This window comes from Kitasatospora terrestris (assembly GCF_039542905.1).
GTDB classification, from domain to species: domain Bacteria; phylum Actinomycetota; class Actinomycetes; order Streptomycetales; family Streptomycetaceae; genus Kitasatospora; species Kitasatospora terrestris.
In genome coordinates this window covers 6,097,240-6,119,998 of the sequence record NZ_BAABIS010000001.1, presented here as the reverse complement: position 1 = coordinate 6,119,998, position 22,759 = coordinate 6,097,240, and the positions used below count along the sequence as shown (strand labels likewise).

The following is a 22,759-nucleotide window of genomic DNA, read 5'->3' as shown; positions in this document are numbered from 1 at the left end:
GGTGGGGTCTCCTGGGCGTGTCTTCCGGATCACGTCGGATCAGCGGGCGTCGTTGAGGTGTGTGCATCGGCGGCGCCGGGCGGCGACCGCCCGGCGCCGCCGAAGGACACGCCTCAACCGGCCGTGAGCTGCCACTGCTGGCAGGCGTTGTCGAGCCAGGACCACTGGCGGACGTCCGCGCCGTCGGCGGTGGAGCAGCCGGCGACGTCGGCGACCTTGCCGCTGTTGGCGTTGACCAGGCGCACCCAGCCGCCCTGGTCGCTGACCACCAGGCGGAAGCGCTGGCAGGCGTTGTTCAGCCAGGACCACTGGCGCAGGTCCGCGCCGTCGGCCGTCGAGCAGTCGGCGGTGTCCAGCACCTTGCCGCCGGCCACGTTCACCAGCCGGGAGGTGTCGTCGCCGCGGTCCTCGATCCGCCACTTCTGCGCGGCGGCGCCGTTGCAGGACCACTGCCGGATGTTGGCGCCGTCGGCGGCCGAACCGTTCTCCAGGTCGAGGCACTTGCCGCTGTTGCGGTTGACCAGGGTGTAGCTGGTCGGGGTGGTCGCGGTCTCACCGGACGGCCCTGCCAGCGAGGTGCCGAGCGCGACCGGGGCGCCGAAGTTCGGGGTGCCGTCGGCGTTCCAGCTGAACTTCTGGGCGCGGGTGGTGCGGTTGTTGTCGCAGCCGCCGGAGGCGGAGTCGTTGGCGTGGTAGACGATCCAGCTCTCGGTGCCGTCCGGGGAGGTGAAGAAGCCGTTGTGGCCGGGCCCGTAGACGCCGGCGGCGTCGTCGCGCTGGAAGACCGGCGTGGACTTCTTGGTCCAGGAGGAGGCGAGCAGCGGGTTGCTGCCGGTGAGTTCGAGCCGGCCGAGCTTGTAGTCGGCGGTGGTGCAGTAGCTCGCCGAGTAGACGATGAAGGTCTTGCCGTTGTGGTAGAGCGGCTCCGGGCCCTCGTTGACCGCGGCGCCGGACTTCTCCCAGCTGTAGGTGGGGGTGGAGATCACGCTCAGCGCGCCGCTCACCGTGTACGGGTTGGACATCGGCGCGATGACCAGGTTCTGGGTGCCGCCGCCGAAGGCGCTGCCGAGCAGGTACAGCGAGCCGTTCACCCGGAGCACGCTGCCATCGATCAGCCAGGTGTCGGTGCCCGGCGCGGCGAGGTCGTTCTTGAAGGTGTACGGGCCCATGGGGTCGGTACCGGCGCTCTCGGCGACGTGCAGGCGCTGGGTCGGCCCGTAGTCGCCGACGTTCTGGCCGGCGACGTAGTACAGGTACCAATGGTTGTTGAAGAAGTGCAGCTCCGGTGCCCAGATGTTGCAGCAGCGGTTGGGGTTGCTGTCGCTGAACACCCGCACGCTCGGCGCGGTCGCCAGACCGGCCAGCGTCGGCGACCTGCGCATGGTGATCTCGGAGGTCCAGGACGTGGTCACCAGGTAGTAGTTGCCGCTGTAGTACTCAAGCCACGGGTCGGCACCCTTCTGCGACTTGATCGGGTTGGTGTACGTGCGGCCGGCGGCCGCCGCCGCCGCGGGCTGCGCGGGCACCGCGAGGGAGCTGCACAGCAGGGCGAAGAGGGCGGCCACCGACAGGGCGAGCCAGGTACGCGAACGGGTGGGGGTCACGCGCGGTCCCTTCGGGGGAAGTTGCTCGGTCAACGCTCACAATCTGGTGTCTCGGGGTCCTCGGCACGGTCCACCGAGAACCGGTAGACCGTGCTGGAGCGGTACTCATCGCCGGGCCGCAGCACGGTCGAGGGGTACTCGGGATGGTTCGGCGAGTCGGGGAAGTGCTGGGCCTCCAGCGCGATGCCCGCGTACGCGGGGTAGGGCGCGCCACCCGGGCCGGTCAGCGAGCCGTCGAACTGGTTGCCGGTGTACACCTGCAGTCCGGGCTCGGTGGTCAGACAGTCGAGCCGGCGGCCACTGCCCGGGTGCCACAGGGTGGCCACCCGGCGCAGGCCGGTGCCGTTCGCCCGGAGCACCCAGTTGTGGTCGAAACCGTCGCCCGCCAGCCAGAGTTGGGGGTGCGGTGCGGACAGCCTGCCGCCCAGCCCGGCCGGCCGGGTGAGGTCGAACGGGGTGCCGCTGACCGGTTCGGGCGGCCCGAACGGGATCAGCTCGCTGTCCACCGGCAGGTAGTGGTCGGCCTCCACCCGGATCAGGTGGTCCAGGATGCGGCCGACGCCCTCGCCGGCCAGGTTGACGTACGCGTGGTTGGTCAGGTTGACCACGGTGGGGGCGTCGGTCACCGCCGTGTAGTCGATGCTCAGCGCGCCGTCGCGGTCCAGCAGGTACGTCACGGAGGCCCGGACGGCGCCGGGGAAGCCCTGGTCGCCGTCCGGGCTGTGCAGGGTGAACCGGACGCCGACGCGGTCCTCGTCGCGGACCTCCTCGCCCTCCCACCGGCGGGTGGCGAAGCCGTCCGGGCCGCCGTGCAGGGTGTGGCCGTTGCGCTGGCTCGCCAGCTTGTGCACGGCGCCGTCGAGCGGCAGCTCGCCGCGGGCGACGCGGTTGGCGAAGCGCCCCACGGTCGCACCGAAGTAGCAGGCACCGCCGAGCAGTTCGGCCGGGCCCCGGGCGCCGAGCACGACGTTGGCCAGCCGGCCGTCGCGGTCCGGCGCGTGCAGCGCCTGCAGCCGCGCGCCGAGGCCCAGCACCTCGGCCCGCACGCCGTCCTCGGCGCCGAACACCCAGCGCTCGACCTCGCTGCCGTCCGGCAGCTGCCACGGCGCTTCCTGGCGGATCATCATCGGTGCAACACCTCTCGGGTGGGACGGTCGGCACCCGGCGGCGCAGCCGCCCCGCCGGGCAGCGCCCCGAGCCCCCGGCGGGGGCTCGGGGACGGTCTGCGTCAGAAGCCCTGGGCGAGGCGGTAGTAGGCCTGGTTCCAGCGCAGTTCGCGGGTGAAGCGGCGGATGCTGGTGTCCTGGTCGATCACCACCAGCTCGGTGGCGAGCATCTCGGCGAGGTCCTCCAGTTCCTCGGTGCCCACGGCGCGGGAGAGCACCGTGTGGTGGGGCGCGCCGGCGGTCAGCCACGCCTCGGTGGAGGTCCGCAGGTCCGGGCGGGGCTTCCAGACCGCGCGGGCGACCGGCAGGGCGGGCAGCGGCTCCGCGGGGTCGACCACGTCGATCTCGTTGGCGACCAGCCGGAACCGCTCGCCCATGTCGGCCAGACCGACCACCACCGCGGGGCCCGGCTCGGCGTCGAAGACCAGCCGCACCGGGTCCTCCCGGCCGCCGATCCCCAGCGGGTGCACCTCGCACGACGGCACCGCGGCGGCGATCGACGGACAGACCTCCAGCATGTGCGCGCCCAGGATCACCTCCCGCCCCGGCTCCAGGTGGTAGGTGTAGTCCTCCATGAAGGACGTGCCACCGGGCAGGCCGGAGGCGACCGTCTTCAGGGTCCGCAGCAGCACCGAGGTCTTCCAGTCGCCCTCACCGCCGAAGCCGTAGCCGTCGGCCATCAACCGCTGGACCGCCAGCCCCGGAAGCTGGCGCAGGCCCCCCAGGTCCTCGAAGTTGGTGGTGAACGCCCCGAAGCCGCCCTCCTGAAGGAAGCCCCGCAGGCCGGCCTCGATCCGGGCCGCGTAGCGCAGCGAGGCGTGCCGCTCGCCACCGGGGCGCAGCTCGGGCGCCAGACGGTAGCGCTGGTCGTAGTCCTTGACCAGCTCGGTGACCGCGGCGTCGGCGACCGCGTCCACGGCGGCGACCAGGTCGTTGACGCCGTAGGTGTTGACGGAGACGCCGAAGCGCCGCTGGGCCTCGACCTTGTCGCCCTCGGTGACGGCGACGTCGCGCATGTTGTCGCCGAACCGGGCCAGGCGCAGGGTGGCGAGTTCGGCGCGGCCGGCGGCCGCGCGGGCCCAGGCGCCGACCCGGCGCGCCACGGTCGGGTCGGAGACGTGGCCGGCGACGGTCTTGCGGGAAACACCGAGGCGGGCCTGCACGAAGCCGAACTCGCGGTCGCCGTGGGCGGCCTGGTTCAGGTTCATGAAGTCCATGTCGATGGTGGACCAGGGCAGTTCACGGTTGGCCTGGGTGTGCAGGTGGAGCAGCGGCTTGCGCAGCGCGTCCAGGCCGGCGATCCACATCTTCGCCGGGGAGAAGGTGTGCATCCAGGCGATCAGGCCGATGCAGGTGTCGTCGGCGTTGGCGTCCAGGCAGATCCGGCGGATCGCGTCGGCGTCGGTGAGGACCGGCTTCCAGACGATCCGCACCGCCACGGCCGGATCGGCGTCCAGCTGGTCGGCGATGGCGCGGGACTGGTCGGCGACCTGGCGCAGGGTGTCCTGGCCGTAGAGGCCCTGGCTGCCGGTGAGGAACCAGATCTCGCGGCCTGCGAATGCGTGGGTCATCGGGGTTCGGCTCCTTAGCGGGCAGCGGGCTGCTGGCCGTAGACGTGCTGGTAGCGGTGGTTGAGGTGGTCGATGTCGGCCTGCGCGATCGGCACCGGCTCGCCCAGCTGGCGACAGATGTGCACGGTGCGGGCCACGTCCTCGCACATCACCGCGGCCTTCACCGCGGCCTTCGCGTCCGCTCCGATGGTGAACACGCCGTGGCTCTTCATCAGCACCGCCGGCGAGCGGTGACCGGTCAGGGTGTCCACGATGCCCCGGCCGATCGAGTCGTCACCGATCAACGCGAACGGGCCGACGGGGATCTCCGCGCCGAACTCGTCCGCCATCGCGGTCAGCACGCACGGCACCGCCTCACCCCGGGCGGCCCAGGCACTGGCATACGTGGAATGGGTGTGCACCACACCCCCCACCCCGGGCATCGCGCGATACACGTAGGCGTGCGCGGCCGTGTCCGAGGACGGCGAATGCTCACCCTCCACGACATTGCCGTCCAGATCGCACAGGATCATGCTCGCCGGCGTCAGCTCGTCGTAGGACACACCGCTGGGCTTGATGACCATCAGGTCCTCACCCGGCACCCGCGCGGACACGTTCCCCGCCGTCCACACCACCAGCCCGTAACGGACCAGCTCCTGATGCAGATCACTCACCTGACGGCGAATCAGTTCAATGGTGTCGCTCATGGGTGTGTCAGTCCTCGCTGTCGGTCGGGGCAGACGGGGCGACCAGCACGGCCGGTGCGGCCGGTGCGGCCGGTGCGGCCGGTGCGGTGGGTGCGGCCGGTGCGGCCGGTGCGGCCGGTGCGGTGGGTGCGGCCGGTGCGGTGGGTACGGTCGGGGCGGTGGGTGCGGTCAGTGCCGCGTTGCGGATGCGGCGCAGGCGGTGGAGCTGCTTGTCGGGGCCGGTGCCGAAGTGGTCGTGCAGGGCCCGGTACTCGGCGAACAGCGCGTCGTAGGCGTCCGCGCGGGCGGTGTCGGGCCGGTAGGCGGCGCGCTCGACCCGGCCCATCGCCGCGGCGGCGGCCCGCACGTCCCGATGGGCGCCGGCCGCGACAGCGGCGTGGATCGCCGAGCCCAGCGCCGGGCCCTGCTCGGAGAGCGCGAGCGAGACCGGCCGGCGCAGCACGTCCGCGTAGATCTGCATGAGCAGGGTGTTCTTCTTCAGGCCGCCGGTGACCACGAACTCGGTGACCGGCACGCCGCCGGCCTCGAGTGCTTCGACGATCACGCGGGTGCCGTAGGCGGTGGCCTCCAGCAGGGCGCGGTAGATCTCCTCGGGGCGGGTGGCCAGGGTCAGGCCCACGATCACGCCGGACAGGTGGTGGTCGACCAGGGTGGAGCGGTTGCCGTTCATCCAGTCCAGCGCGACCAGGCCGTGGCCGCCGACCGGCTGGTCGGCGATCTTGCGGGTCAGCAGCTGGTGGAGGTCCTCGCCGCGCGCCTGCGCCTCGGCCAGGTAGTCGGCGGGCACGCCCTGGCGCAGCCACCAGGCGAAGATGTCGCCGACCGCGCTCTGCCCGGCCTCGTAACCCCAGGCGCCGGCGACGATGCCGCCCTCGACCACACCGCAGATACCGGGGACCTCCGCCGGCGCGGGGCCGTTGACCACGTGGCAGGTGGAGGTGCCCATGATGGCCAGCAGCCGGCCGTTGTCCACCGCCTGCGCGGCCGGCGCCGCCACGTGCGCGTCCACGTTCCCGGCGGCCACCGCGATACCCTCCGGCAGGCCCGTCCAGGCCGCGGCCTGGGCGGTCAGCGACCCGACCCGCGAGCCCAGCGGCGCGAGCGGATGCTCCAGCCGGGTCCGGGCGAAGTCCGCGAAACCCGGGTGCAGGGCCGCCAGGTACTCCTCACTCGGATAGGAGCCGTCCTGATGGATCCCCTTGTACCCGGCCGTGCAGGCATTGCGGGACTCGGCACCGGTGAGCTGCCACACGATCCAGTCCGCCGCCTCGATCCACCGCTCGCACGCCGCATAGACGGCCGGGTCCTCCTCCAGCACCTGCAACGCCTTGGCGTACTGCCACTCCGCGGAGATCCTCCCGCCGTAGCGGTGGATCCACTTCTCACCCCGCGCACGGGCCAGCGCATTGATCCGGTCCGCCTGCCCCTGCGCCGCATGGTGCTTCCACAACTTCGGCCAGGCATGCGGACGACCCGCCCACTGCGCAAGCTCGGCAAGCGGCGTGCCGTCCGCCAGCACCGGCAACACCGTGCACGCCGTGAAATCCGTCGCGACACCGACCACCGCAGAGGGGTCGACACCCGCCGCCGCCACCGCCGCCGGAACGGCCTCGCGCAACACCTCACGCCAGTCCTCGAAATGCTGCAACGCCCAATCCGGAGGCAGCCGCAAACCCGAACCGGGCAACCGCTCCTCGATCACCGCATGCGGATAGGCGTGCACGGCGGTACCCAGCTCCTCGCCGTCACGGACCCGCACCACCACCGCACGGCCCGACAGAGTCCCGAAGTCGATACCGACCACATAGCTCTCCGGTCCACTCGCCTGGTCTCGGGAGAAGGTCACGGTCACTGTCTCTTCCTCGGTGCATCGGGTGGAGCGGGACGGAGGGTGGGGCGCCGACCGCCGGCGGTCCCGCAGCACTGCGGCGCCGGCGGCCGGCAAATGTTCCGCCGCACTCACCCTCCGAAGGAGCGGAACGGGAACCGCTCGGGGCCGCCCGGAGAAGCGGGGGCCGGTGGACCCGGCGGGGTCACACAGGATTGTTAGCGCTCACATTTCCCCTGTCAAGGCACCCGTGCCACCACCGAAAGGTCCAGGTGCCGCAGTGGACGCTGCCGGAGGCGTCAGGTGCGGCGGGTGGCGTCGAGGCGCTGTCAGCGCTCATCATTCAGCCGGGCAAGGCCCTCCCACCCCGCTTCCCCATCCCGACCGCCTCACCCGACTTCCTGCTGCACCGTCAACTCAGAATCCCTGAAAGGAGTTTGCGCCGATGCGACCGAAGCGGTCAGCCGGACACGCGGTCGGCAACGCGGCGAGCGCCGTCGCCGGGTTCGGCAGCAGTGGCGGGCGGTCGAGCGGCAGTCCGGTCCCCAGGTCGGTGAACGTCAGTGTGCCGTCAGCGCGCGCCGGACACCCCGCACCCGGTGGTCGGCCACCGCCGTGATCGCGGCCGTCTCCTCGACGTCCGCACCGCGGCGGACACCGTCGAGCGTCCACCCACGCGGCGTCGAGGCCCCGGCGGCGCACCGGGCGGAGTGGACGGCGAGGAGACCGGCCCCGGCAATCGCCAGGACCGGATGCCGCTCCGCACCCGGAAGCGCCACCGGCTCCGGGGCCAGGTCGCCCAGGTGTGCCCCGGCGGCGCCCGCCCGGCATGATCCGAAAGACAGACCTAGTCCCGGCGGGCCGGGCCGGCGCTGCGGCGGAGGACCATCTCCGGGGAGATCTGGACGTGGCTGCGGGTGTGGGTGACGCCCGCGAGCTCCTCCAGGAGGAGTTCGAGGGCGCGGCGGCCGAGCTCGCCGAAGTCCTGGCGGACGGTGGTCAGCGGCGGGGTGAAGTACGCCGCCTCGGGGATGTCGTCGAAGCCGACCACGCTGATGTCGCCGGGCATCGCGCGGCCCGCCTCGTGCAGGGCGCGCAGCAGTCCGAGCGCCATGTGGTCGTTGGCGCAGAAGACGGCGCTGACCTCGGGGTCCTGGGCGATCCGGCGCCCCGCCTCGTAGCCGGAGCGGGCGCTCCAGTCGCCGCTCTCCGCTTGTGGGACGTGCGCCCCGGCGGCTTCCAGGGTCTGCCGCCAGCCGTCCTGGCGGTCGCGGCTCTCCATCCAGCCGGACGGCCCGGCGAGGTGGTGGACGGTGCGGTGGCCGAGGTCGAGCAGGTGCCGGGTGGCGGCCTCGGCGCCGGCCCGGTTGTCGACCGAGACCATCGGCACCCGGGCCTGGCTGCCGGAACCGACCGCGACGACCGGCACCGAGCTGGAGAGCTTGGCGACCGCGCTGACCGCGGAGATCTGCGGCGCGATCACCACGACGCCCTCCACGCCCTGGTCGCGCAGCCGGTCGACGGCCTCCTGGACGGAGCGGCTGTCCAGCGAGCGCAGGCTGGCGACGCTGACGAAGTAGTCGGCGGTGCGGGCGGCCCGCTCGATGCCGTCGAGCATGGAGGCGGGACCGTACAGGGTGGAGTCGAAGCTGACCACGCCGAGGGTCTGGGAGCGGCGGGTGACCAGGGCGCGGGCAGCGGAGTTCGGGCGGTAGTCGAGCTCGCGGATCGCGGCCAACACCTTCTCCCGGGTGCCCGGCCGGACGTGCGGGGCGCCGTTGAGCACCCGGGACACCGTCTGGTGGGAGACGCCGGCCAGCTTGGCGACATCCGCCATCACCGGCAGGCGCGCATCCGTACCGACCGCTTCAGTTCCCACGCGCAGCCCCCTCTGGTGCCCCGGTCCGACCGTCCGCCACGTTGGGTGCGCGGCGGTGCCACTGTCTCATGTCCACTCAGTCCAGCGTATATGTTCACGTTAACAATCGGCCGGCCCCGATCTTCCGCCCGACGGCGGCCGCATCGTCGGCGGGCAGGGGCGGGATCATCCGCCGTGCGCCGTGCGCGGGCCGGCGACGCTGGAGGCGGCAACGGCGGGCAGGACGCCCAGCGCGAGGATCCCGCACGCCACCGCCAGGACCGGGTAGCTCGTCGCGGCGACCACCAGTCCCGACGCCATGCCGCCGGTCGCACCGGCCAGCGCGACCGAGACGTCGACCAGACCCTGCGTCCGGGCGCGGGTGGCCAACGGCACGGTGTCGGTGACGATCGCCGTCCCGGAGACCAGGCCGAGGTTCCACCCGATGCCGAGCAGGGCGAGGGCCAGCGCGAGCAGGGCGACCGAGTCGGCCGGGGCGAGCGCCGCCAGCAACCCGGCCACCAGCAGCACCACTCCGGACGCGACGGCCAGCCGGCGGCGCCCGTACCGGTCGACCAGCCGGCCGGTGATCGGCGAGGGCAGGTACATCGCACCGATGTGGATGCCGATGACCAGGCCGGTCGCGGCGGTGCCGTGCCCGTGGTCGTGCAGCTGCACCGGGGTCATCGTCATGATCGCCACCATCACCAGCTGGGTGAGCACCATGACCAGCGCGCCCACCAGCACGCCCCGCGGGTCGCCGTTCTCGAAGCCCGTACCAGTGCCGGTGCCGGTGCGGGTGCCGACGGTGCTCCGCGGGGAGGGGCCGTCCGAGGCCGCGGCTTCGGCCTCGGCCTCGGCGAAGGTGCGGGCGAGCAGCAGTGGGTCCGGGCGCAGGCGCAGCGCGAGGACGAGCGCGGCGAGCGCGTACGCGGCGCCGGACAGCAGGAACGGCCCGGCGAGGTGCGGGATGCCGAACGCCCCGGCGAGGTGGCCGGTCGGCGCGGCCAGGTTCGGACCGAGCACACCGCCGAGGGTGGTCGCGACCAGCACGGTGGACACCGCGCGGGCCCGGTGGTTCGGATCGGCGAGATCGGCACCCGCGTAGCGGGCCTGGAGGTTGGTGGCCGTGCCGGCGCCGTAGACGAACAGGGCGGCGAAGAGCAGCACGGCGTTGTCCAGGACCGCCGCCGTGATCACGCCCGCGCTGCCGACGGCTCCGGCCAGGTAGCCGGCGGCGAGGCCCGGCCGGCGGCCGCGGGCCTGGGAGATCCGGCCGACGGCGACCGCCGCGAGGGCGGAGCCGGCGGTGAACAGGGCGCTGGGCAGGCCGGCGAGTCCGGTGGAGTGCAGCATGTCCTGCGCGAGCAGCGCCCCGACGGTCACTCCGGCGGCGAGGCCCGCGCCGCTGAGCACCTGCGAGGCGACCAGCACGCGCAGGGTGTGCTGTTGTGCCCGGGCACGGTCGGATGCGGCAGCAGGGGCGGGTGCGGAGCCGGGGTCGGCCGGTGGCTTGGCGGTCATGTCACGTCCGGTCTCGGTGGGAAGCGGGTGCGCGCCGCCCGGGCGACCGGGAGATCGTCACAGGACGGCGGGGCGAAGCAGCGGGGCGAAGCAGCGGGGCGAAGCAGCGGGGCGAAGCAGCGGGGCGAAGCAGCGGGGCGGATCGGCAGGCCAGTGCGTCGAGGCTCGGGCGGCGGAGCGGAACAGCGCTGCGGAGCGGCGGAGCAGTCGGCCGAGCCGAGCAGAGCAGAGCGCGGCAGCGGTCCGAAGCGGTGGAACGGGTCGGCGGAGCGTGGCGGTGGTGCCCGGGCTGCCGGGGGCTGAGTGCGGGTCAGTCGCCGAGGGCGAGTTTGACGGCGAATGCCGCGACCACCGTGCCGGTGATGCGGTCGAGCAGGCGGCGGACCCGGGGGCGGCGCAGCCGGGCGCCGAGTGCGGCGGCGGAGGCGATCAGTACGGCCGACCAGAGCACGCCGAGCACGACGTGCACGCAGGTCAGCAGCAGGCCGGTGGTGAAGTGCGGTGCCCCGGCCGGGATGAACTGCGGTAGTACGGCCACGTAGAACACCCCCACCTTGGGGTTGAGCAGGTTGGTGAGGGTACCCTGCCGCCAACCGGCCGCGAAGCCGTCACGGTCGTCGCTGCCGTCACGGTCGTCGCTGCCGTCGGTGCCGTGCTGCGGGGATCCGCGGAAGCTGCCGTGGACCATCCGGGCCGCCATCCACACCAGGTAGGCGACCCCGCCCCAGCGCAGCGCCTCGTACCCGAGGCGGGAGGCGGTCAGCAGCGCGGTCACCCCGAGCGAGGCGCCCGCGCCCCACAGGAGGGTGCCGGTCTGGATCCCGAGCACGACGCCGCGGGCGCGCCGCCGCCGGCCGAGCGCGGCGGTGCGCAGGATCAGGGCCGTGTCGAGGCCGGGTGTCAGTGTCAGGAGCCCCACGACGAGGGCGAACGACCACAGCGCAGTGCTCATTGCCATGGCTCGGCATCGTAGGTCAACAGAACCGTCGGAAGGAATTGCCCATGACCACCACGTGGACGCTCCGTCCCGCCACCGCCGCGGACGTGGAGCCGATCGCCGAGCTCCGCGCCGAGGTGATGCGGCCGGACCTGGAGCGGCTCGGCCGCTACGACGGGGCGCGCGTGCGGCAGCGGTTCCGGGACGGGTTCGTCGCGGCGCACACCTGGGTGATCGAGGTGGAGGGGCGGCTCGCCGGTTCGGTGGCGCTGCGGCCGGCCGAGGACGGGCACTGGCTGGAGCACTTCTACCTCGCGGCCGGGCAGCAGGGGCGGGGCGTCGGCGGCGCGGTGCTGCGCGGGCTGCTGGCCGACTGCGACCGGGCGGGGCGGCCGGTGCGGCTGAACGTCCTGCAGGGCAGCCCGGCCCGCCGCCTGTACGAGCGGCACGGCTTCGCCCTGACCTCCGAGGACCCGGTCGACGTCTTCATGCTCCGGGCGCCGGTCTCCCCAGCAGCCCTGTGATCCGGTCGAACTGACGGGTGCACAGGGGGTCCACCTGCGTGAACATCACTGCTACGCTACCGCCGCCCGCGCTGACCTGAGAACGTTCACGGACGAACGTTCGCACCCCCGGAAGAGGCCGTACCACGGACATCATCCTCGACGAGGCGTCCGCGGAGTTCCACGACTTCTTCGAACGCCACCACGCCGAACTCGCCCGTCTCGCCCATCTGTTGACCGGTGAGACGGACGCCGCGGACGACCTCGCCGCCGATGCCCTGGTGGTGCTGTGGCACCGCTGGGACCGGGTCCGGCAGGCCGACCAGCCGCTCGCGTACGCCCGCGGCGTGGTGGTCAACCTCGCCCGCGCGCGGATCCGCGGACTGGTCCGGGAGCGGCGGCGGACGATGCTGTTCTGGTCGCGCTTCCCGGAACCGGTCGAGGGTCCGGACGTGGCAGCGATCATGGACGTCCGTGCCGCGCTCGCCCGACTGCCGTTCCGCAAGCGGGCCTGCGTGGTGCTGCGACACGCCTTCGACCTGTCCGAACGCGAGACCGCGCAACAACTGCGGATCTCGGTCGGTACGGTGAAGAGCCAGACCTCCAAGGGGCTGGCCGAACTCCAGCTGCTGCTCGGCCCACGAGCCGCCGGGCACCTGGCCGGAAGGGGGAGCCGGTGACAGACGACCGGAAGCAGCCGTCCTCGCCGCCCGAGACGACCGCCCTGCTGCGCGGCGCCGCCGAGGCCCACCGCCCCGACCGGGCCCGGATCCTCGCCCGCGTCGAACGCGGCGTGCAGCGGCCGGACGCGGAGCCGGGCCGCCGCCGGGCGGCCTCCCTGCCGTGGTGGCCGAAGGCCGCGATGGCCGCCGCGGCCACCATCGGCGTGACCGTCGCGGGCGGGTTCGCGGTGGCCGCGATCGGGCAGTCCCCCGCCCCGCAGCCGGTGCGCACCGCACTCGCGCCCGGCACCCCCTCCCCCGCGCCGGACACCTCGACCGCCCCGGCCCCGGCCCCGCCCTCCGAGCCCACCGGACCGCAGTCCTCGCCGTCGCCGCAGACCACCGGTTCGGCCGCGGCCGGTGCCGGCGCCACGGGCAGCCCCGCGTCGCCACCGCCGTCCGCCTCCTCGACGCAGCAGCGCTCCCGGACGACCTCGTCCTCCTCGCCCCGGGTCGGCGGCGGCGCCGGCGGGGGTGCCGGGACGCACGACGGCCCGCTGCGGTCGGACGGCGTGGTCGACCCGACCAGCAACGACTACTGGGCGCAGAACAACGTCACGGTGCGGACCGACGAGCCGCTGACCGTGCTCGGGGTCGACCTGCGGATCGCCCTCACCCCCGGCGTCGCCGAGGCCGGGCACTGGCAGTCCCGCTCGGACGGGGACTTCGTGTTCACGGCCCGGGAGGAGGGCGGGTACCTGGTGTACCGCTGGGCATTGCGGTCCGGCGTCACGCTGCCCCCCGGGGCGTACGTGTTCGCCGGGCAGTACACCCACGCGGCCGACCGGCAGTACAGCGGCGACGGCTACCACGTGGAGGCGGCGGTCGGCCTGGGGCCGGCACCGGCGTGGGAGGGGTTCGCCCCCGCGCCCTGAGGGCGACCTGACGGGCCCGGAGGAGGGCCCGGCGGAGGCTCCGGCACGGGGTCCTGAAGCCGCCGGAAAAATTTCTCGGATCCCGCGGCAACCTTTACCGGCCCGGCGGCAACTGGAAGGTGGAACCGTGCGCAGGACGCACCGGTCCCGCCCGACGGGACAGTCCCCCACCGACCGCCCGGCCGCGACCCCCACCGTGGCCGGGCACCTCCGTCACGCGGCCGCCCTCCGCTCCGCCCGAGTTGACCCTGACCCCGCGTCAGGGTCGAGGGTGGGGGCGGAACGAGAGGTGGAGCGATGAGTTATTCGGTCGGGCAGGTCTCCGGGTTCGCGGGCGTCACGGTGCGCACCCTGCACCACTACGACAGGTCGGGGCTGCTGGTGCCCAGCGAGCGCAGCGCCGCCGGGTACCGCCGGTACAGCGGCGCCGACCTGGCCCGGCTGCAACAGGTCCTGTTCTACCGGGAGCTCGGCTTCCCGCTGGAGGAGATCGCGGCGATCCTGGACGACCCGCGGGCCGACGCGCTGGACCAGCTCCGGCGCCGGCGCGACGAGCTGCGCGGGCAGATCGCCCGGCTGGAGAAGCTGGTCGACGTCGCCGAGCGGGCCATCGAGCTGCAGCGCACCGGTGTCGAACTCGGCCCGGAGGAGCGGTTCGAGGTCTTCGGCGACGTCGCGTTCGACCTCAGCTACGCCACCGACGCCCACCTCAAGTGGGCGGACAGCGAGCACCACCGGGAGTCGCTGGCCCGGGCCGCCGCCCACACCAAGGAGGACTGGCGGCAGCTGATGGCCGAGGCGGCGTCCTGGCGGGCCGCGCTGCTCGCCGCGTTCGACGCGGATGCCCCGGCGGACGGCGCGGCGGCGCTGGAGCTCGCCGAGGAGCACCGGCAGCACATCGTCCGCTGGTTCAACGACTGCCCGCCCGAGGTGCACCGCCGGATCGCCGACGACTACGTGGAGGACGCCCGCGCCTTCGCCCTGGTCGTCCCGCCCGGTGAGCAGCGGCCGGGGCTGGACGCCTTCCTGCGCGAGGCGATCCGCGCCAACGCGGCCCGGATCGAGTTCCGCGGGGCGGCGGGGCCCCACCGCTGACCGCCCGGGCCGCGGGTTCACGGGGATCGGTGTTCGGCGGCCAGGCGCAGGGCCTCGCGCTCGCGCGGGGTGCGGGCGTCGAGCGGCCCGTCGGCGGGGGCCGGCCCGGGCCGGCGGCCGGGCCGGGCCGGGGCAGCGGTCATCCGGCCTCGCCGACGGCCTTGTTGAGCAGGACGACGTTGACGCCCCGCTGTCCGAGGAAGCCCAGTGACGGGCCCTCGGTGCACTTCTCGATCAGCTGTTCCAGCTTCTCGGCCGGCAGGCCGCGCTCCCTGGCCACCCGCTGGACCTGTTCCTTCGCGTAGGCGACGGAGATGTGCGGGTCGAGACCGGACCCGGAGGCGGTGACCGCGTCGGCCGGGACGGTGGCCGGGTCGACACCGTCGAAGGCGGCGATCGCGGCCCGGCGGTCCCGGATCGCCGCGGTCAGCTTCTCGTCGTTCGGGCCGAGGTTGGAGGCACCGGAGGCCTTCGGGTCGTAGGAGCCGGCGGAGAAGCGCGGCTGGAACCACTTCGGGTCCGGCTTCGCCTCCTCGTTCGCGTCGTCGGGGTTCTGCTTCGGCAGGTCGAAGCTCTGGCCGAGGAGGCTGGACCCGACCTCCTTGCCGTCCGAGGTGACGATCGAACCGTCGGCCTTGTCGGCGAAGGCGACCTGGCTGATGCCGGTGACCAGCAGCGGGTAGGCGATGCCGAGGATCACGGTCATCACCAGCAGCATCCGCATCGCGGTGAGGTGGGTGCGCACGATGGTGGGCATGGGTCTGGCCCCTCTCAGCTCAGGCCGGGGATGAACTGGACGATCAGGTCGATCGCCTTGATGCCGACGAACGGGACGATCAGGCCGCCGAGCCCGTAGATCCCGATGTTGCGGGCCAGTAGCGAACTCGCCCCGGACGGACGGTACGTGACGCCGCGCAGGGCGAGCGGGATCAGGCCGATGATGACCAGGGCGTTGAAGACGATCGCCGAGGTGATCGCGGACTGCGGGCTGTGCAGGCCCATGATGTTCAGGTGCTTGAGGCCCGGGTACACGCCGGCGAACATCTCCGGGATGATCGCGAAGTACTTGGCGACGTCGTTGGCGATCGAGAAGGTGGTCAACGCGCCGCGGGTGATCAGGAGTTGTTTGCCGATCTCGACGATCTCGATCAGTTTGGTCGGGTTGGAGTCGAGGTCCACCATGTTGCCGGCCTCCTTGGCCGCCATGGTGCCGGTGTTCATGGCGACGCCGACGTCGGCCTGGGCGAGGGCGGGGGCGTCGTTGGTGCCGTCGCCGGTCATCGCGACCAGTCTGCCGCCCTCCTGTTCCTTGCGGATCAGGGCCATCTTGTCCTCGGGGGTGGCCTCGGCGAGGAAGTCGTCGACGCCCGCCTCCTCCGCGATCGCCTTGGCGGTCAGCGGGTTGTCACCCGTGATCATGACGGTCCTGATGCCCATGCGCCGCAGTTCCTCGAAGCGTTCGCGCATGCCCTCCTTGACCACGTCCTTGAGGTGGACGACGCCCAGGACGCGCGGCGACGCCCCGTTCCGCTGCTCGGCCACCACCAACGGGGTGCCACCGGACGCGGAGATCCCGTCGACCAGCTGCGCCACGTCCGCGCCGACCGAACCGCCCTGCTCCGTGACCCAGTTCGCGACCGACCCGGCCGCGCCCTTGCGGACCTGCCGGCCGTCCACGTCGACACCGGACATCCTGGTCCGGGCGGTGAACGGCACCCAGGTGGCGTGCGCCAACTCGCCCCGGGCGCGGGCTCGCAGACCGTGCCCGGTCTTCGCGAGGACCACGATGGAGCGGCCCTCGGGGGTCTCGTCCGCCAGCGACGACAGCTGCGCCGCGTCCGCGAGTTCACCGGTCTCCACGCCGGCGGCGGGGAGGAACTCTGCGGCCTGCCGGTTGCCGAGGGTGATGGTGCCGGTCTTGTCGAGCAGCAGGGTGTCGACGTCGCCGGCGGCCTCGACCGCGCGGCCGGACATGGCGAGCACGTTGCGCTGGACCAGGCGGTCCATACCGGCGATGCCGATCGCCGAGAGCAGCGCGCCGATGGTGGTCGGGATCAGCGCGACGATCAGCGCGACCAGGACGATCGTCGACTGCGGGGCTCCCGCGTAGGTCGCCATCGGCTGCAGGGTCACCACGGCGATCAGGAAGACGATCGTGAGGGACGCCAGCAGGATGTTGAGCGCGATCTCGTTCGGGGTCTTCTGCCTCGCCGCGCCCTCGACCAGGGCGATCATCCGGTCGATGAAGGTCTTGCCCGGCTCCGAGGAGATCCTGACCACGATCCGGTCGGACAGCACCTTCGTGCCGCCGGTGACCGCGCTGCGGTCGCCGCCGGACTCGCGGATCACCGGCGCGGACTCTCCGGTGATCGCCGACTCGTCGACGCTGGCGACGCCCTCGACCACGTCGCCGTCACCGGGTATGACCTGTCCGGCCTCGACCACCACGTGGTCGCCGAGCCGCAGCGCGGTGCCCGCCACCTCCTCCTCGGCCCGCGAGCCGGGCCAGTCGACCAGGCGCCGGGCGACGCTCTCCGTCCTGGCCCTGCGCAGCGTGTCGGCCTGGGCCTTGCCCCGGCCCTCGGCAACCGCCTCGGCCAGGTTGGCGAAGACGGTGGTCAGCCACAGCCAGGCGGTGATCGCCCAGGCGAAGACCGACGGGTCGGCGATCGCGGCGACCGTGGTGACGACGGACCCGACCTCCACGACGAACATGACCGGGTTCCTGACCATCACCCGGGGGTCGAGCTTCCTCACCGCGTCCGGCAGGGAGGCGATGATCAGCCTGGGGTCGACAAGGGTGCTGGACATCAGTGGAGACCTTCCGCGATCGGCCCGAGCGCGAGGGCCGGGAAGTAGGTGAGGCCGACGACGACGAGGACCACGCCCGCCAGCAGTCCGACGAACAGCGGCCTGTGGGTGGGCAGCGTGCCCGCGCTCGCCGGGACGGGCTGCTGCCTGGCGAGCGAGCCGGCCAGCGCGAGGACGAACACCATCGGCAGGAAGCGGCCGAGGACCATCGCCAGACCCAGCGCCGTGTCGTACCACGCGGTGTTGACGGTGATGCCGGCGAACGCCGAGCCGTTGTTGTTGCTCGCCGAGGTGAACGCGTACAGGACCTCGGAGAAGCCGTGCGCACCGGAGTTGAGCATGCCCGCCCGCTCGCCGGGCAGGGCGATCGCCACTCCGGTGCCGATGAGCACGATGGCGGGGGTGGTGAGGATGTAGAGGGAGGCGAACTTCATCTCCCGGCCGCCGAGCTTCTTGCCCAGGTACTCGGGGGTGCGGCCGACCATCAGGCCCGCCACGAAGACGGCGACGATGGCGAGGATCAGCATGCCGTACAGGCCGGAGCCGGTGCCGCCGGGCGCGATCTCGCCGAGCATCATGTTGAAGACCGTCAGCCCGCCGCCGAACGGCGTGAACGAGTCGTGGAAGGAGTTCACCGCACCGGTCGAGGTCAGCGTCGTGGACGCCGCGAACAGGCTGGAGGCGGCGATGCCGAAGCGCTGTTCCTTGCCCTCCGTCGCACCACCGGCGGCGCTCAGCGCCGTACCGGAGTGCTGGAACTCCGCCAGCGTGATCAGCGCCACGGACGCCACCCAGAACAGGCCCATCACGGCGACGACCGCGTAGCCCTGGCGGTGGTCGCCGACCATCCGGCCGAAGGTCCGGGGCAGGGCGAACGGGATGACCAGCAGCAGGAAGACCTCCAGCCCGTTGGTGAAGCCGGTCGGGTTCTCGAAGGGGTGGGCGGAGTTGGCGTTGAAGAAGCCGCCGCCGTTCGTACCGAGTTCCTTGATGACCTCCTGGGAGGCCACCGGGCCGCCCGGGACCGCCTGGGTGCCGCCGGTCAGGGTCGCGACCTCGTGGAAGCCGTGGAAGTTCTGGATCACGCCGTTGGCCACCAGGACCAGCGCGAACACGATCGAGAGCGGCAGCAGCAGGCGCAGCACGATCCGGGTCAGGTCGACCCAGAAGTTGCCGACCCGGTCGGTGCGGTTGCGGGTGAAGCCGCGGATCAGCGCGGCCATCACCGCGATGCCGACGGCCGCGGAGACGAAGTTCTGCACCGCCAGGCCCGCCATCTGCACCAGGTGGCCCATCGCGGCCTCGCCGCTGTACGACTGCCAGTTGGTGTTGGTGGTGAAGGAGATCGCGGTGTTCCACGCCTGGTGCGGGGCCGTCTCCGGGACACCCAGCGACAGCAGCAGGTGCGTCTGGAGGCGGATCAGCCCGTACAGGAACAGCACCGACAGGGCCGAGAAGGCCAGCGCCGAGCGCAGGTAGACGGGCCAGCGCTGGTCGGCGTCGCCGTCGACGCCGACCAGTCGGTAGAGGCCCTTCTCGGCTCTCCGGTGCTTCGGGGACATCAGCAGGTGGGCGATGTGGTCGCCCAGGGGGCGGTAGCAGAGGGCCAGGGCGCCGACCAGGGCGAGGGCCTGCAGCCACCCGGTGAGGGTCGAGTCCATGGTCAGAACTTCTCCGGGTGGAGCAGTGCGAGGACGAGGTAGCCGACGAGGGCGACGGCGACGACGAGACCTGCGATGTTGTCGGCACTCACAGCTTCTCGACCCCCCGCGCGATGAGGGCGATGACGGCGAACACGGCGACCGTGATGCCGACGAAGACGAGATCGAGCATGGCTATCGCTCCACCAACTGGACGGATCTGCGCCGGTGGAAGTACCGGCAGCAGCAGCCAATCAGCAGGTCACGGGCGTATCGGCGGTCCTGACGCGCCCCTTACGGCGAGGCCGCCGCCCTTGACGCCCCCTTGACGGCGCCCGGGTCCGGACACGCCGACGCCCCGGTCGGCGGGTGCCGTCCGGGGCGTCGAAGGGGGCCCGAACCGTCGGGTCAGACGCGCTCGGGTTCGCGTTCGGCGCGGGTCTGCGCGGGCTCTCCGCGCCGCGCGGCGCCCGGGGCGCGGCGGGCCGGCCGGTCGGCCCGCGGGGCGGAGGCGAGCTGCCAGGGCACGCTGATCACCATCACGCCCGGGGTGAACAGCAGCCGGGACTTCAGCCACAGCGCCGACTGGTTGTGCAGCAGGTGCTCCCACCAGTGGCCGACCACGTACTCCGGGATGAAGACCGCCACAGCCTCGCGCGGACTGCTGCGCCGGTAGTCGCGCACGTAGCTCACCACCGGCTTGGTGATCTCCCGGTACGGCGAGTCCAGGACCTTCAGCGGCACCTCGATCCCGTACGCGTCCCACTGGCCGCGCAGTTCGTCCGTGGCGTCCTGCTCCACCGCGACGGTGAGGGCCTCCAGGGTGTCCGGACGGAACGCCTCCGCGTAACCCAGCGCCCGCAGCGTCGCCTTGTGCAGCTTGGAGACCAGCACCACGCCGTGCACCTTCGACGGCCTGACCGACTCCGCCCGCGGATCCTCCACCGCCAGCTCCGCCGAGACCGCGTCGTAGTGCCGGCGGATCCCCCGCATCATCAGCCACAGCAGCCCCGCCGCCAGCACCGCCAGCCACGCACCCTGGGTGAACTTGGTGATCAGCACGATCACCAGCACCAGCGCGGTCGTCACCGCCCCCAGCCCGTTGATCACCCGCGAGCGCTGCGCACCCGCCCGCACCGCCGGATCGGACTCGCTCGCCAGCGTGCGGTTCCAGTGCCGGACCATGCCGACCTGCGACAGCGTGAACGAGGTGAACACGCCCAGGATGTACAGGTGGATCAGGCTGGTGACGTCCGCCTTGTAGAACCACAGCAGTCCGCCGGCCACCACCGCCAGCGCGATGATGCCGTTGGAGAACGCCAGCCGGTCGCCCCGGGTGTGCATCTGCCGCGGCAGGTAGCGGTGCTGGGCCAGGATCGACGCCAGCAGCGGGAAGCCGTTGAACGCCGTGTTCGCGGCCAGGATCAGCACCAGCGCCGTCGCCGCCTGGATGAAGTAGAACAGCACGCTGCCGTCACCGCCCAGGAAGGTCGACGCCAGCTGCGCGATCACCGTCTGCTGGGTGTACGCCGCGCAGTCGCCCGGCAGGCCGCTCAACTGGCAGGCGTCGTCCACGTAGTGCACGTGCGAGGTCATCGCGAGGACGGTGACGCCGACGAACATCAGCACCGCGACGATGCCCATCGCGCTCATCGTGGACGCCGCGTTCTTCGACTTCGGCGCCCGGAACGCGGGCACGCCGTTGGAGATCGCCTCCACGCCCGTCAGCGCCGTGCAGCCCGAGGCGAACGCCCGCAGGCCCAGCATCAGCAGGCCCAGGCCCGCCAGGTTGTCCCCGCCCTCGGCCGGGTGGATCCCGAAGGCGGCGGTCGGCGCCTGCGGATCGTCCCCGAACACCACCCGCACCAGGCCGGTCACCACCATCAGCAGGATGCCGCCGATGAACAGGTACGTCGGCGCGGCGAACGCCCGCCCCGACTCCCGCACCCCGCGCAGGTTCATCGCGGTCAGCACCGCCACGAAGAACAGCGCCAGCCCCACCCGGTAGCCGGCCAGTCCGCCGAACGCCGAGATGATGTTGTCCACGCCCGAGGCGACCGACACCGCCACCGTCATCACGTAGTCGACCAGCAGCGACGCCGCCACCACCAGACCCGCGCCCGGACCGAGGTTCTTCGACACCACCTCGTACGAGCCGCCGCCCGACGGGTAGGCGTGCACCACCTGCCGGTAGGACATCACCACCACCGCCATCAGCGCGACCACACCCGCCGCCACCCACGGCGTCAGGTACAGGAAGGCGGTGCCGCCCACGGTCAGGACGAGCAGGATCTCGCCGGTCGCGTAGGCCACCGAGGACAGCGGGTCGGAAGCGAAGATCGGCAGCGCCAGCCGCTTGGGCAGCAGCGTCTCGCCCAGCTCCTCGCTGCGCATGGCCTTGCCGATCACGAGGCGCTTGAGCGCCTGGGGCACGTTGAACACCCCAGCGAGAGTAGGCGCCCCGGGCGAATCGACAAGTGGACCGTCCACCCCCGCCCATCGGCACGTTTCCGCAGGTCGGAGCAGGTGGACGAGCCCGCCGACAGGCCGGGGAGGCCGGCGTTAAGGAATCGCTAATATCACCGGCCCGAGACGCCCGAACCCAGATACAACGGACTATTCGGGCACCGGGCCGAGCACGCGGTCGAGGTAGGGGTTGGTGAAGACGCCCTCCGGGTCGAGGGCGTCGCGCAGGGCGGTGAAGTCGTCGAAGCGCGCGTAGCGCGGGCGCAGCTCGTCGGCGGTGAGGGTGTGCATCTTGCCCCAGTGCGGGCGGGCGCCGTAGGCGGAGAGGATCCGCTGGCAGGCGTCGAAGTACCGCCGGGGGGACATCCGGTGGTACTGGTGGACGGCGATGTAGCAGTTCTCCCGCTCGTGGGCGGTGGAGAGCCAGATGTCGTCGGCGGCGGCGAACCGGACCTCGATCGGGAAGGAGACCCGCTCGTCGTGGCGGTCGATCCACTGCCCGATCTCCCGCAGGGCGTCCGCCGCGTGCTCGCGCGGAACGGCGAACTCGCTCTCCAGGAAGCGCACCTCGCGCGGCGAGGCGAAGACCTTGTACGACAGGTCGGTCCACTCGCGGGCGGACATCGCCTTCGCCGAGAAGCGCGCGATCGGCCGGACGGTGCCGGGGAAGCGGGCGCCGATCCGGCAGAGCGCCTTGAAGCCGGGGCCCATCAGCGCCTCGTCGAGGCGCCGAGTGAGGGCGGGCACCGGGCGCAGCGGGGTGGAGCCGGGCAGCCGGGTGAACCGCCGGGTCAGCGCGGTCTCGCTGTGCGGGAACCAGAAGAACTCGAAGTGGTCGTTCCCGTCGGCGAGTTGCTGGACGCCGTCGAGGACCTCGGCGACCGGCATCGCGGTGTCGCGGGCGTGCAGGGCGAACAACGGCACGCACTGCAGGGTGACCCGGGTGATCACGCCGAGCGCGCCGAGGCCGACCCGGGCGGCGGCGAACAGGTCGGGCCGCTCCTCGGTCGAGCAGCGCACCAGGGTGCCGTCGGCGAGGGCGAGTTCGAGCCCGCGCACCTGGGTGGCGATGCCGCCGAAGCGGACGCCGGAGCCGTGCGTGCCGGTGGAGATGGCGCCGGAGACGGTCTGCCGGTCGATGTCGCCGAGGATCTCCATCGCGAGGCCGTGCTCGGCGAGCAGCGGGTTGAGCCGCCACAGCGGCATGCCGGCGCCGACGGTGACCAGGCCGCTCGCCGCGTCGACCTCGAGGAGCCCGTCCAGGTGGTCCAGGCGCAGCTGGACGCCGGGGGCGACGGCGATCGGGGTGAAGGAGTGGCCGGCGCCGACGGCCTTGACCCGGTGGCCGTCCCGGACGGCGACGGCGACCGCCTCGGCGACCTCTCCGGCGTCGCGCGGGGCGACCACGCGGACCGGCCGCGCCTGCTCGTTGCCCGCCCAGTTGCGCCACGTATCCGCCATGTCCCGCACTCC

Annotated in this window: 18 protein-coding genes and 1 pseudogene; 4 read left to right on the top strand and 15 right to left on the bottom strand. The window is 72.6% G+C overall.

Annotated elements, in window-relative coordinates; all coding sequences use genetic code 11:
• Positions 1-113 precede the first annotated feature (113 nt).
• From ABEB06_RS28070 to ABEB06_RS28035, 8 genes and pseudogenes are all read right to left on the bottom strand, one after another.
• On the bottom strand, positions 114-1,604 hold the full coding sequence (locus tag ABEB06_RS28070) for a family 43 glycosylhydrolase (RefSeq protein ID WP_345699675.1): 1,491 nt from the start codon (positions 1,602-1,604) through the stop codon (positions 114-116).
• Between the two features lie 29 nt (positions 1,605-1,633).
• Complete coding sequence (locus ABEB06_RS28065) at positions 1,634-2,731, bottom strand: aldose epimerase family protein (protein ID WP_345699674.1); 1,098 nt, start codon at positions 2,729-2,731, stop codon at positions 1,634-1,636.
• Positions 2,732-2,832: 101 nt separating this feature from the next.
• Complete coding sequence (gene araA, locus ABEB06_RS28060) at positions 2,833-4,341, bottom strand: L-arabinose isomerase (RefSeq protein ID WP_345699673.1); 1,509 nt, start codon at positions 4,339-4,341, stop codon at positions 2,833-2,835.
• A 14-nt stretch (positions 4,342-4,355) separates the two neighbouring features.
• Positions 4,356-5,027, bottom strand: coding sequence for an L-ribulose-5-phosphate 4-epimerase (locus ABEB06_RS28055; RefSeq protein ID WP_345699672.1), 672 nt, complete (start codon positions 5,025-5,027; stop codon positions 4,356-4,358).
• 163 nt (positions 5,028-5,190) lie between these two features.
• Positions 5,191-6,879, bottom strand: a pseudogene (locus tag ABEB06_RS28050) (ribulokinase); the annotation flags it as partial.
• Between the two features lie 823 nt (positions 6,880-7,702).
• A complete protein-coding gene (locus ABEB06_RS28045; RefSeq protein ID WP_425559807.1) occupies positions 7,703-8,692 on the bottom strand; it encodes a LacI family DNA-binding transcriptional regulator in 990 nt (329 codons plus the stop codon).
• 207 nt (positions 8,693-8,899) lie between these two features.
• Positions 8,900-10,237: an MFS transporter gene (locus ABEB06_RS28040; RefSeq protein ID WP_345699670.1), complete on the bottom strand. Its 1,338-nt coding sequence runs from the start codon at positions 10,235-10,237 to the stop codon at positions 8,900-8,902.
• A gap of 310 nt (positions 10,238-10,547) precedes the next feature.
• Complete coding sequence (locus tag ABEB06_RS28035; RefSeq protein ID WP_345699669.1) at positions 10,548-11,195, bottom strand: LysE family translocator; 648 nt, start codon at positions 11,193-11,195, stop codon at positions 10,548-10,550.
• A gap of 44 nt (positions 11,196-11,239) precedes the next feature.
• On the opposite strand from ABEB06_RS28035, the gene ABEB06_RS28030 reads away from it, so the two are divergent.
• From ABEB06_RS28030 to ABEB06_RS28015, 4 genes are all read left to right on the top strand, one after another.
• Positions 11,240-11,698 carry a GNAT family N-acetyltransferase gene (locus ABEB06_RS28030; RefSeq protein ID WP_345699668.1) on the top strand — a complete coding sequence of 153 codons (459 nt, stop codon included), beginning with the start codon at positions 11,240-11,242 and terminating at the stop codon, positions 11,696-11,698.
• A gap of 131 nt (positions 11,699-11,829) precedes the next feature.
• Complete coding sequence (locus ABEB06_RS28025; RefSeq protein WP_345702014.1) at positions 11,830-12,357, top strand: SigE family RNA polymerase sigma factor; 528 nt, start codon at positions 11,830-11,832, stop codon at positions 12,355-12,357.
• A complete protein-coding gene (locus tag ABEB06_RS28020) occupies positions 12,354-13,274 on the top strand; it encodes a hypothetical protein (protein WP_345699667.1) in 921 nt (306 codons plus the stop codon). Before ABEB06_RS28025 ends, ABEB06_RS28020 begins: the two co-directional genes overlap by 4 nt.
• 297 nt (positions 13,275-13,571) lie before the next feature.
• A complete protein-coding gene (locus ABEB06_RS28015; protein WP_345699666.1) occupies positions 13,572-14,369 on the top strand; it encodes a MerR family transcriptional regulator in 798 nt (265 codons plus the stop codon).
• A 17-nt stretch (positions 14,370-14,386) separates the two neighbouring features.
• On the opposite strand, the gene ABEB06_RS28010 is transcribed toward ABEB06_RS28015, so the two are convergent.
• The 7 genes from ABEB06_RS28010 to ABEB06_RS27980 form a co-directional block, all read right to left on the bottom strand.
• Positions 14,387-14,512, bottom strand: coding sequence for a hypothetical protein (locus ABEB06_RS28010; protein ID WP_345699665.1), 126 nt, complete (start codon positions 14,510-14,512; stop codon positions 14,387-14,389).
• On the bottom strand, positions 14,509-15,126 hold the full coding sequence (gene kdpC, locus ABEB06_RS28005) for a potassium-transporting ATPase subunit KdpC (protein WP_345699664.1): 618 nt from the start codon (positions 15,124-15,126) through the stop codon (positions 14,509-14,511). Before kdpC ends, ABEB06_RS28010 begins: the two co-directional genes overlap by 4 nt.
• A gap of 14 nt (positions 15,127-15,140) precedes the next feature.
• Positions 15,141-17,180, bottom strand: coding sequence for a potassium-transporting ATPase subunit KdpB (gene kdpB / locus ABEB06_RS28000; protein ID WP_345699663.1), 2,040 nt, complete (start codon positions 17,178-17,180; stop codon positions 15,141-15,143).
• Complete coding sequence (gene kdpA / locus ABEB06_RS27995) at positions 17,180-18,841, bottom strand: potassium-transporting ATPase subunit KdpA (RefSeq protein WP_345699662.1); 1,662 nt, start codon at positions 18,839-18,841, stop codon at positions 17,180-17,182. Before kdpA ends, kdpB begins: the two co-directional genes overlap by 1 nt.
• 2 nt (positions 18,842-18,843) lie before the next feature.
• Entirely contained in the window at positions 18,844-18,933 is a 90-nt protein-coding gene (gene kdpF, locus ABEB06_RS27990) for a K(+)-transporting ATPase subunit F (RefSeq protein ID WP_345699661.1), read from the bottom strand.
• Between the two features lie 295 nt (positions 18,934-19,228).
• Complete coding sequence (locus ABEB06_RS27985) at positions 19,229-21,214, bottom strand: APC family permease (RefSeq protein WP_345702013.1); 1,986 nt, start codon at positions 21,212-21,214, stop codon at positions 19,229-19,231.
• 222 nt (positions 21,215-21,436) lie between these two features.
• Positions 21,437-22,747 carry a D-arabinono-1,4-lactone oxidase gene (locus tag ABEB06_RS27980; RefSeq protein WP_345699660.1) on the bottom strand — a complete coding sequence of 437 codons (1,311 nt, stop codon included), beginning with the start codon at positions 22,745-22,747 and terminating at the stop codon, positions 21,437-21,439.
• Positions 22,748-22,759: the final 12 nt, after the last annotated feature.

Bases quoted from the DNA above. Each gene is read 5' to 3' on its own strand.
- kdpC (WP_345699664.1), bottom strand. From the start codon at position 15,126: ATGCCCACCATCGTGCGCACCCACCTCACCGCGATGCGGATGCTGCTG.
- ABEB06_RS27985 (WP_345702013.1), bottom strand. From the start codon at position 21,214: ATGCGCAGCGAGGAGCTGGGCGAGACGCTGCTGCCCAAGCGGCTGGCG.
- ABEB06_RS28065 (WP_345699674.1), bottom strand. From the start codon at position 2,731: ATGATGATCCGCCAGGAAGCGCCGTGGCAGCTGCCGGACGGCAGCGAG.
- ABEB06_RS28035 (WP_345699669.1), bottom strand. From the start codon at position 11,195: ATGGCAATGAGCACTGCGCTGTGGTCGTTCGCCCTCGTCGTGGGGCTC.
- ABEB06_RS28030 (WP_345699668.1), top strand. From the start codon at position 11,240: ATGACCACCACGTGGACGCTCCGTCCCGCCACCGCCGCGGACGTGGAG.
- kdpB (WP_345699663.1), bottom strand. From the start codon at position 17,180: ATGTCCAGCACCCTTGTCGACCCCAGGCTGATCATCGCCTCCCTGCCG.
- ABEB06_RS28040 (WP_345699670.1), bottom strand. From the start codon at position 10,237: ATGACCGCCAAGCCACCGGCCGACCCCGGCTCCGCACCCGCCCCTGCT.
- araA (WP_345699673.1), bottom strand. From the start codon at position 4,341: ATGACCCACGCATTCGCAGGCCGCGAGATCTGGTTCCTCACCGGCAGC.
- ABEB06_RS28010 (WP_345699665.1), bottom strand. From the start codon at position 14,512: ATGACCGCTGCCCCGGCCCGGCCCGGCCGCCGGCCCGGGCCGGCCCCC.
- ABEB06_RS28015 (WP_345699666.1), top strand. From the start codon at position 13,572: ATGAGTTATTCGGTCGGGCAGGTCTCCGGGTTCGCGGGCGTCACGGTG.
- ABEB06_RS27980 (WP_345699660.1), bottom strand. From the start codon at position 22,747: ATGGCGGATACGTGGCGCAACTGGGCGGGCAACGAGCAGGCGCGGCCG.
- ABEB06_RS28055 (WP_345699672.1), bottom strand. From the start codon at position 5,027: ATGAGCGACACCATTGAACTGATTCGCCGTCAGGTGAGTGATCTGCAT.
- kdpA (WP_345699662.1), bottom strand. From the start codon at position 18,841: ATGGACTCGACCCTCACCGGGTGGCTGCAGGCCCTCGCCCTGGTCGGC.
- ABEB06_RS28045 (WP_425559807.1), bottom strand. From the start codon at position 8,692: ATGGCGGATGTCGCCAAGCTGGCCGGCGTCTCCCACCAGACGGTGTCC.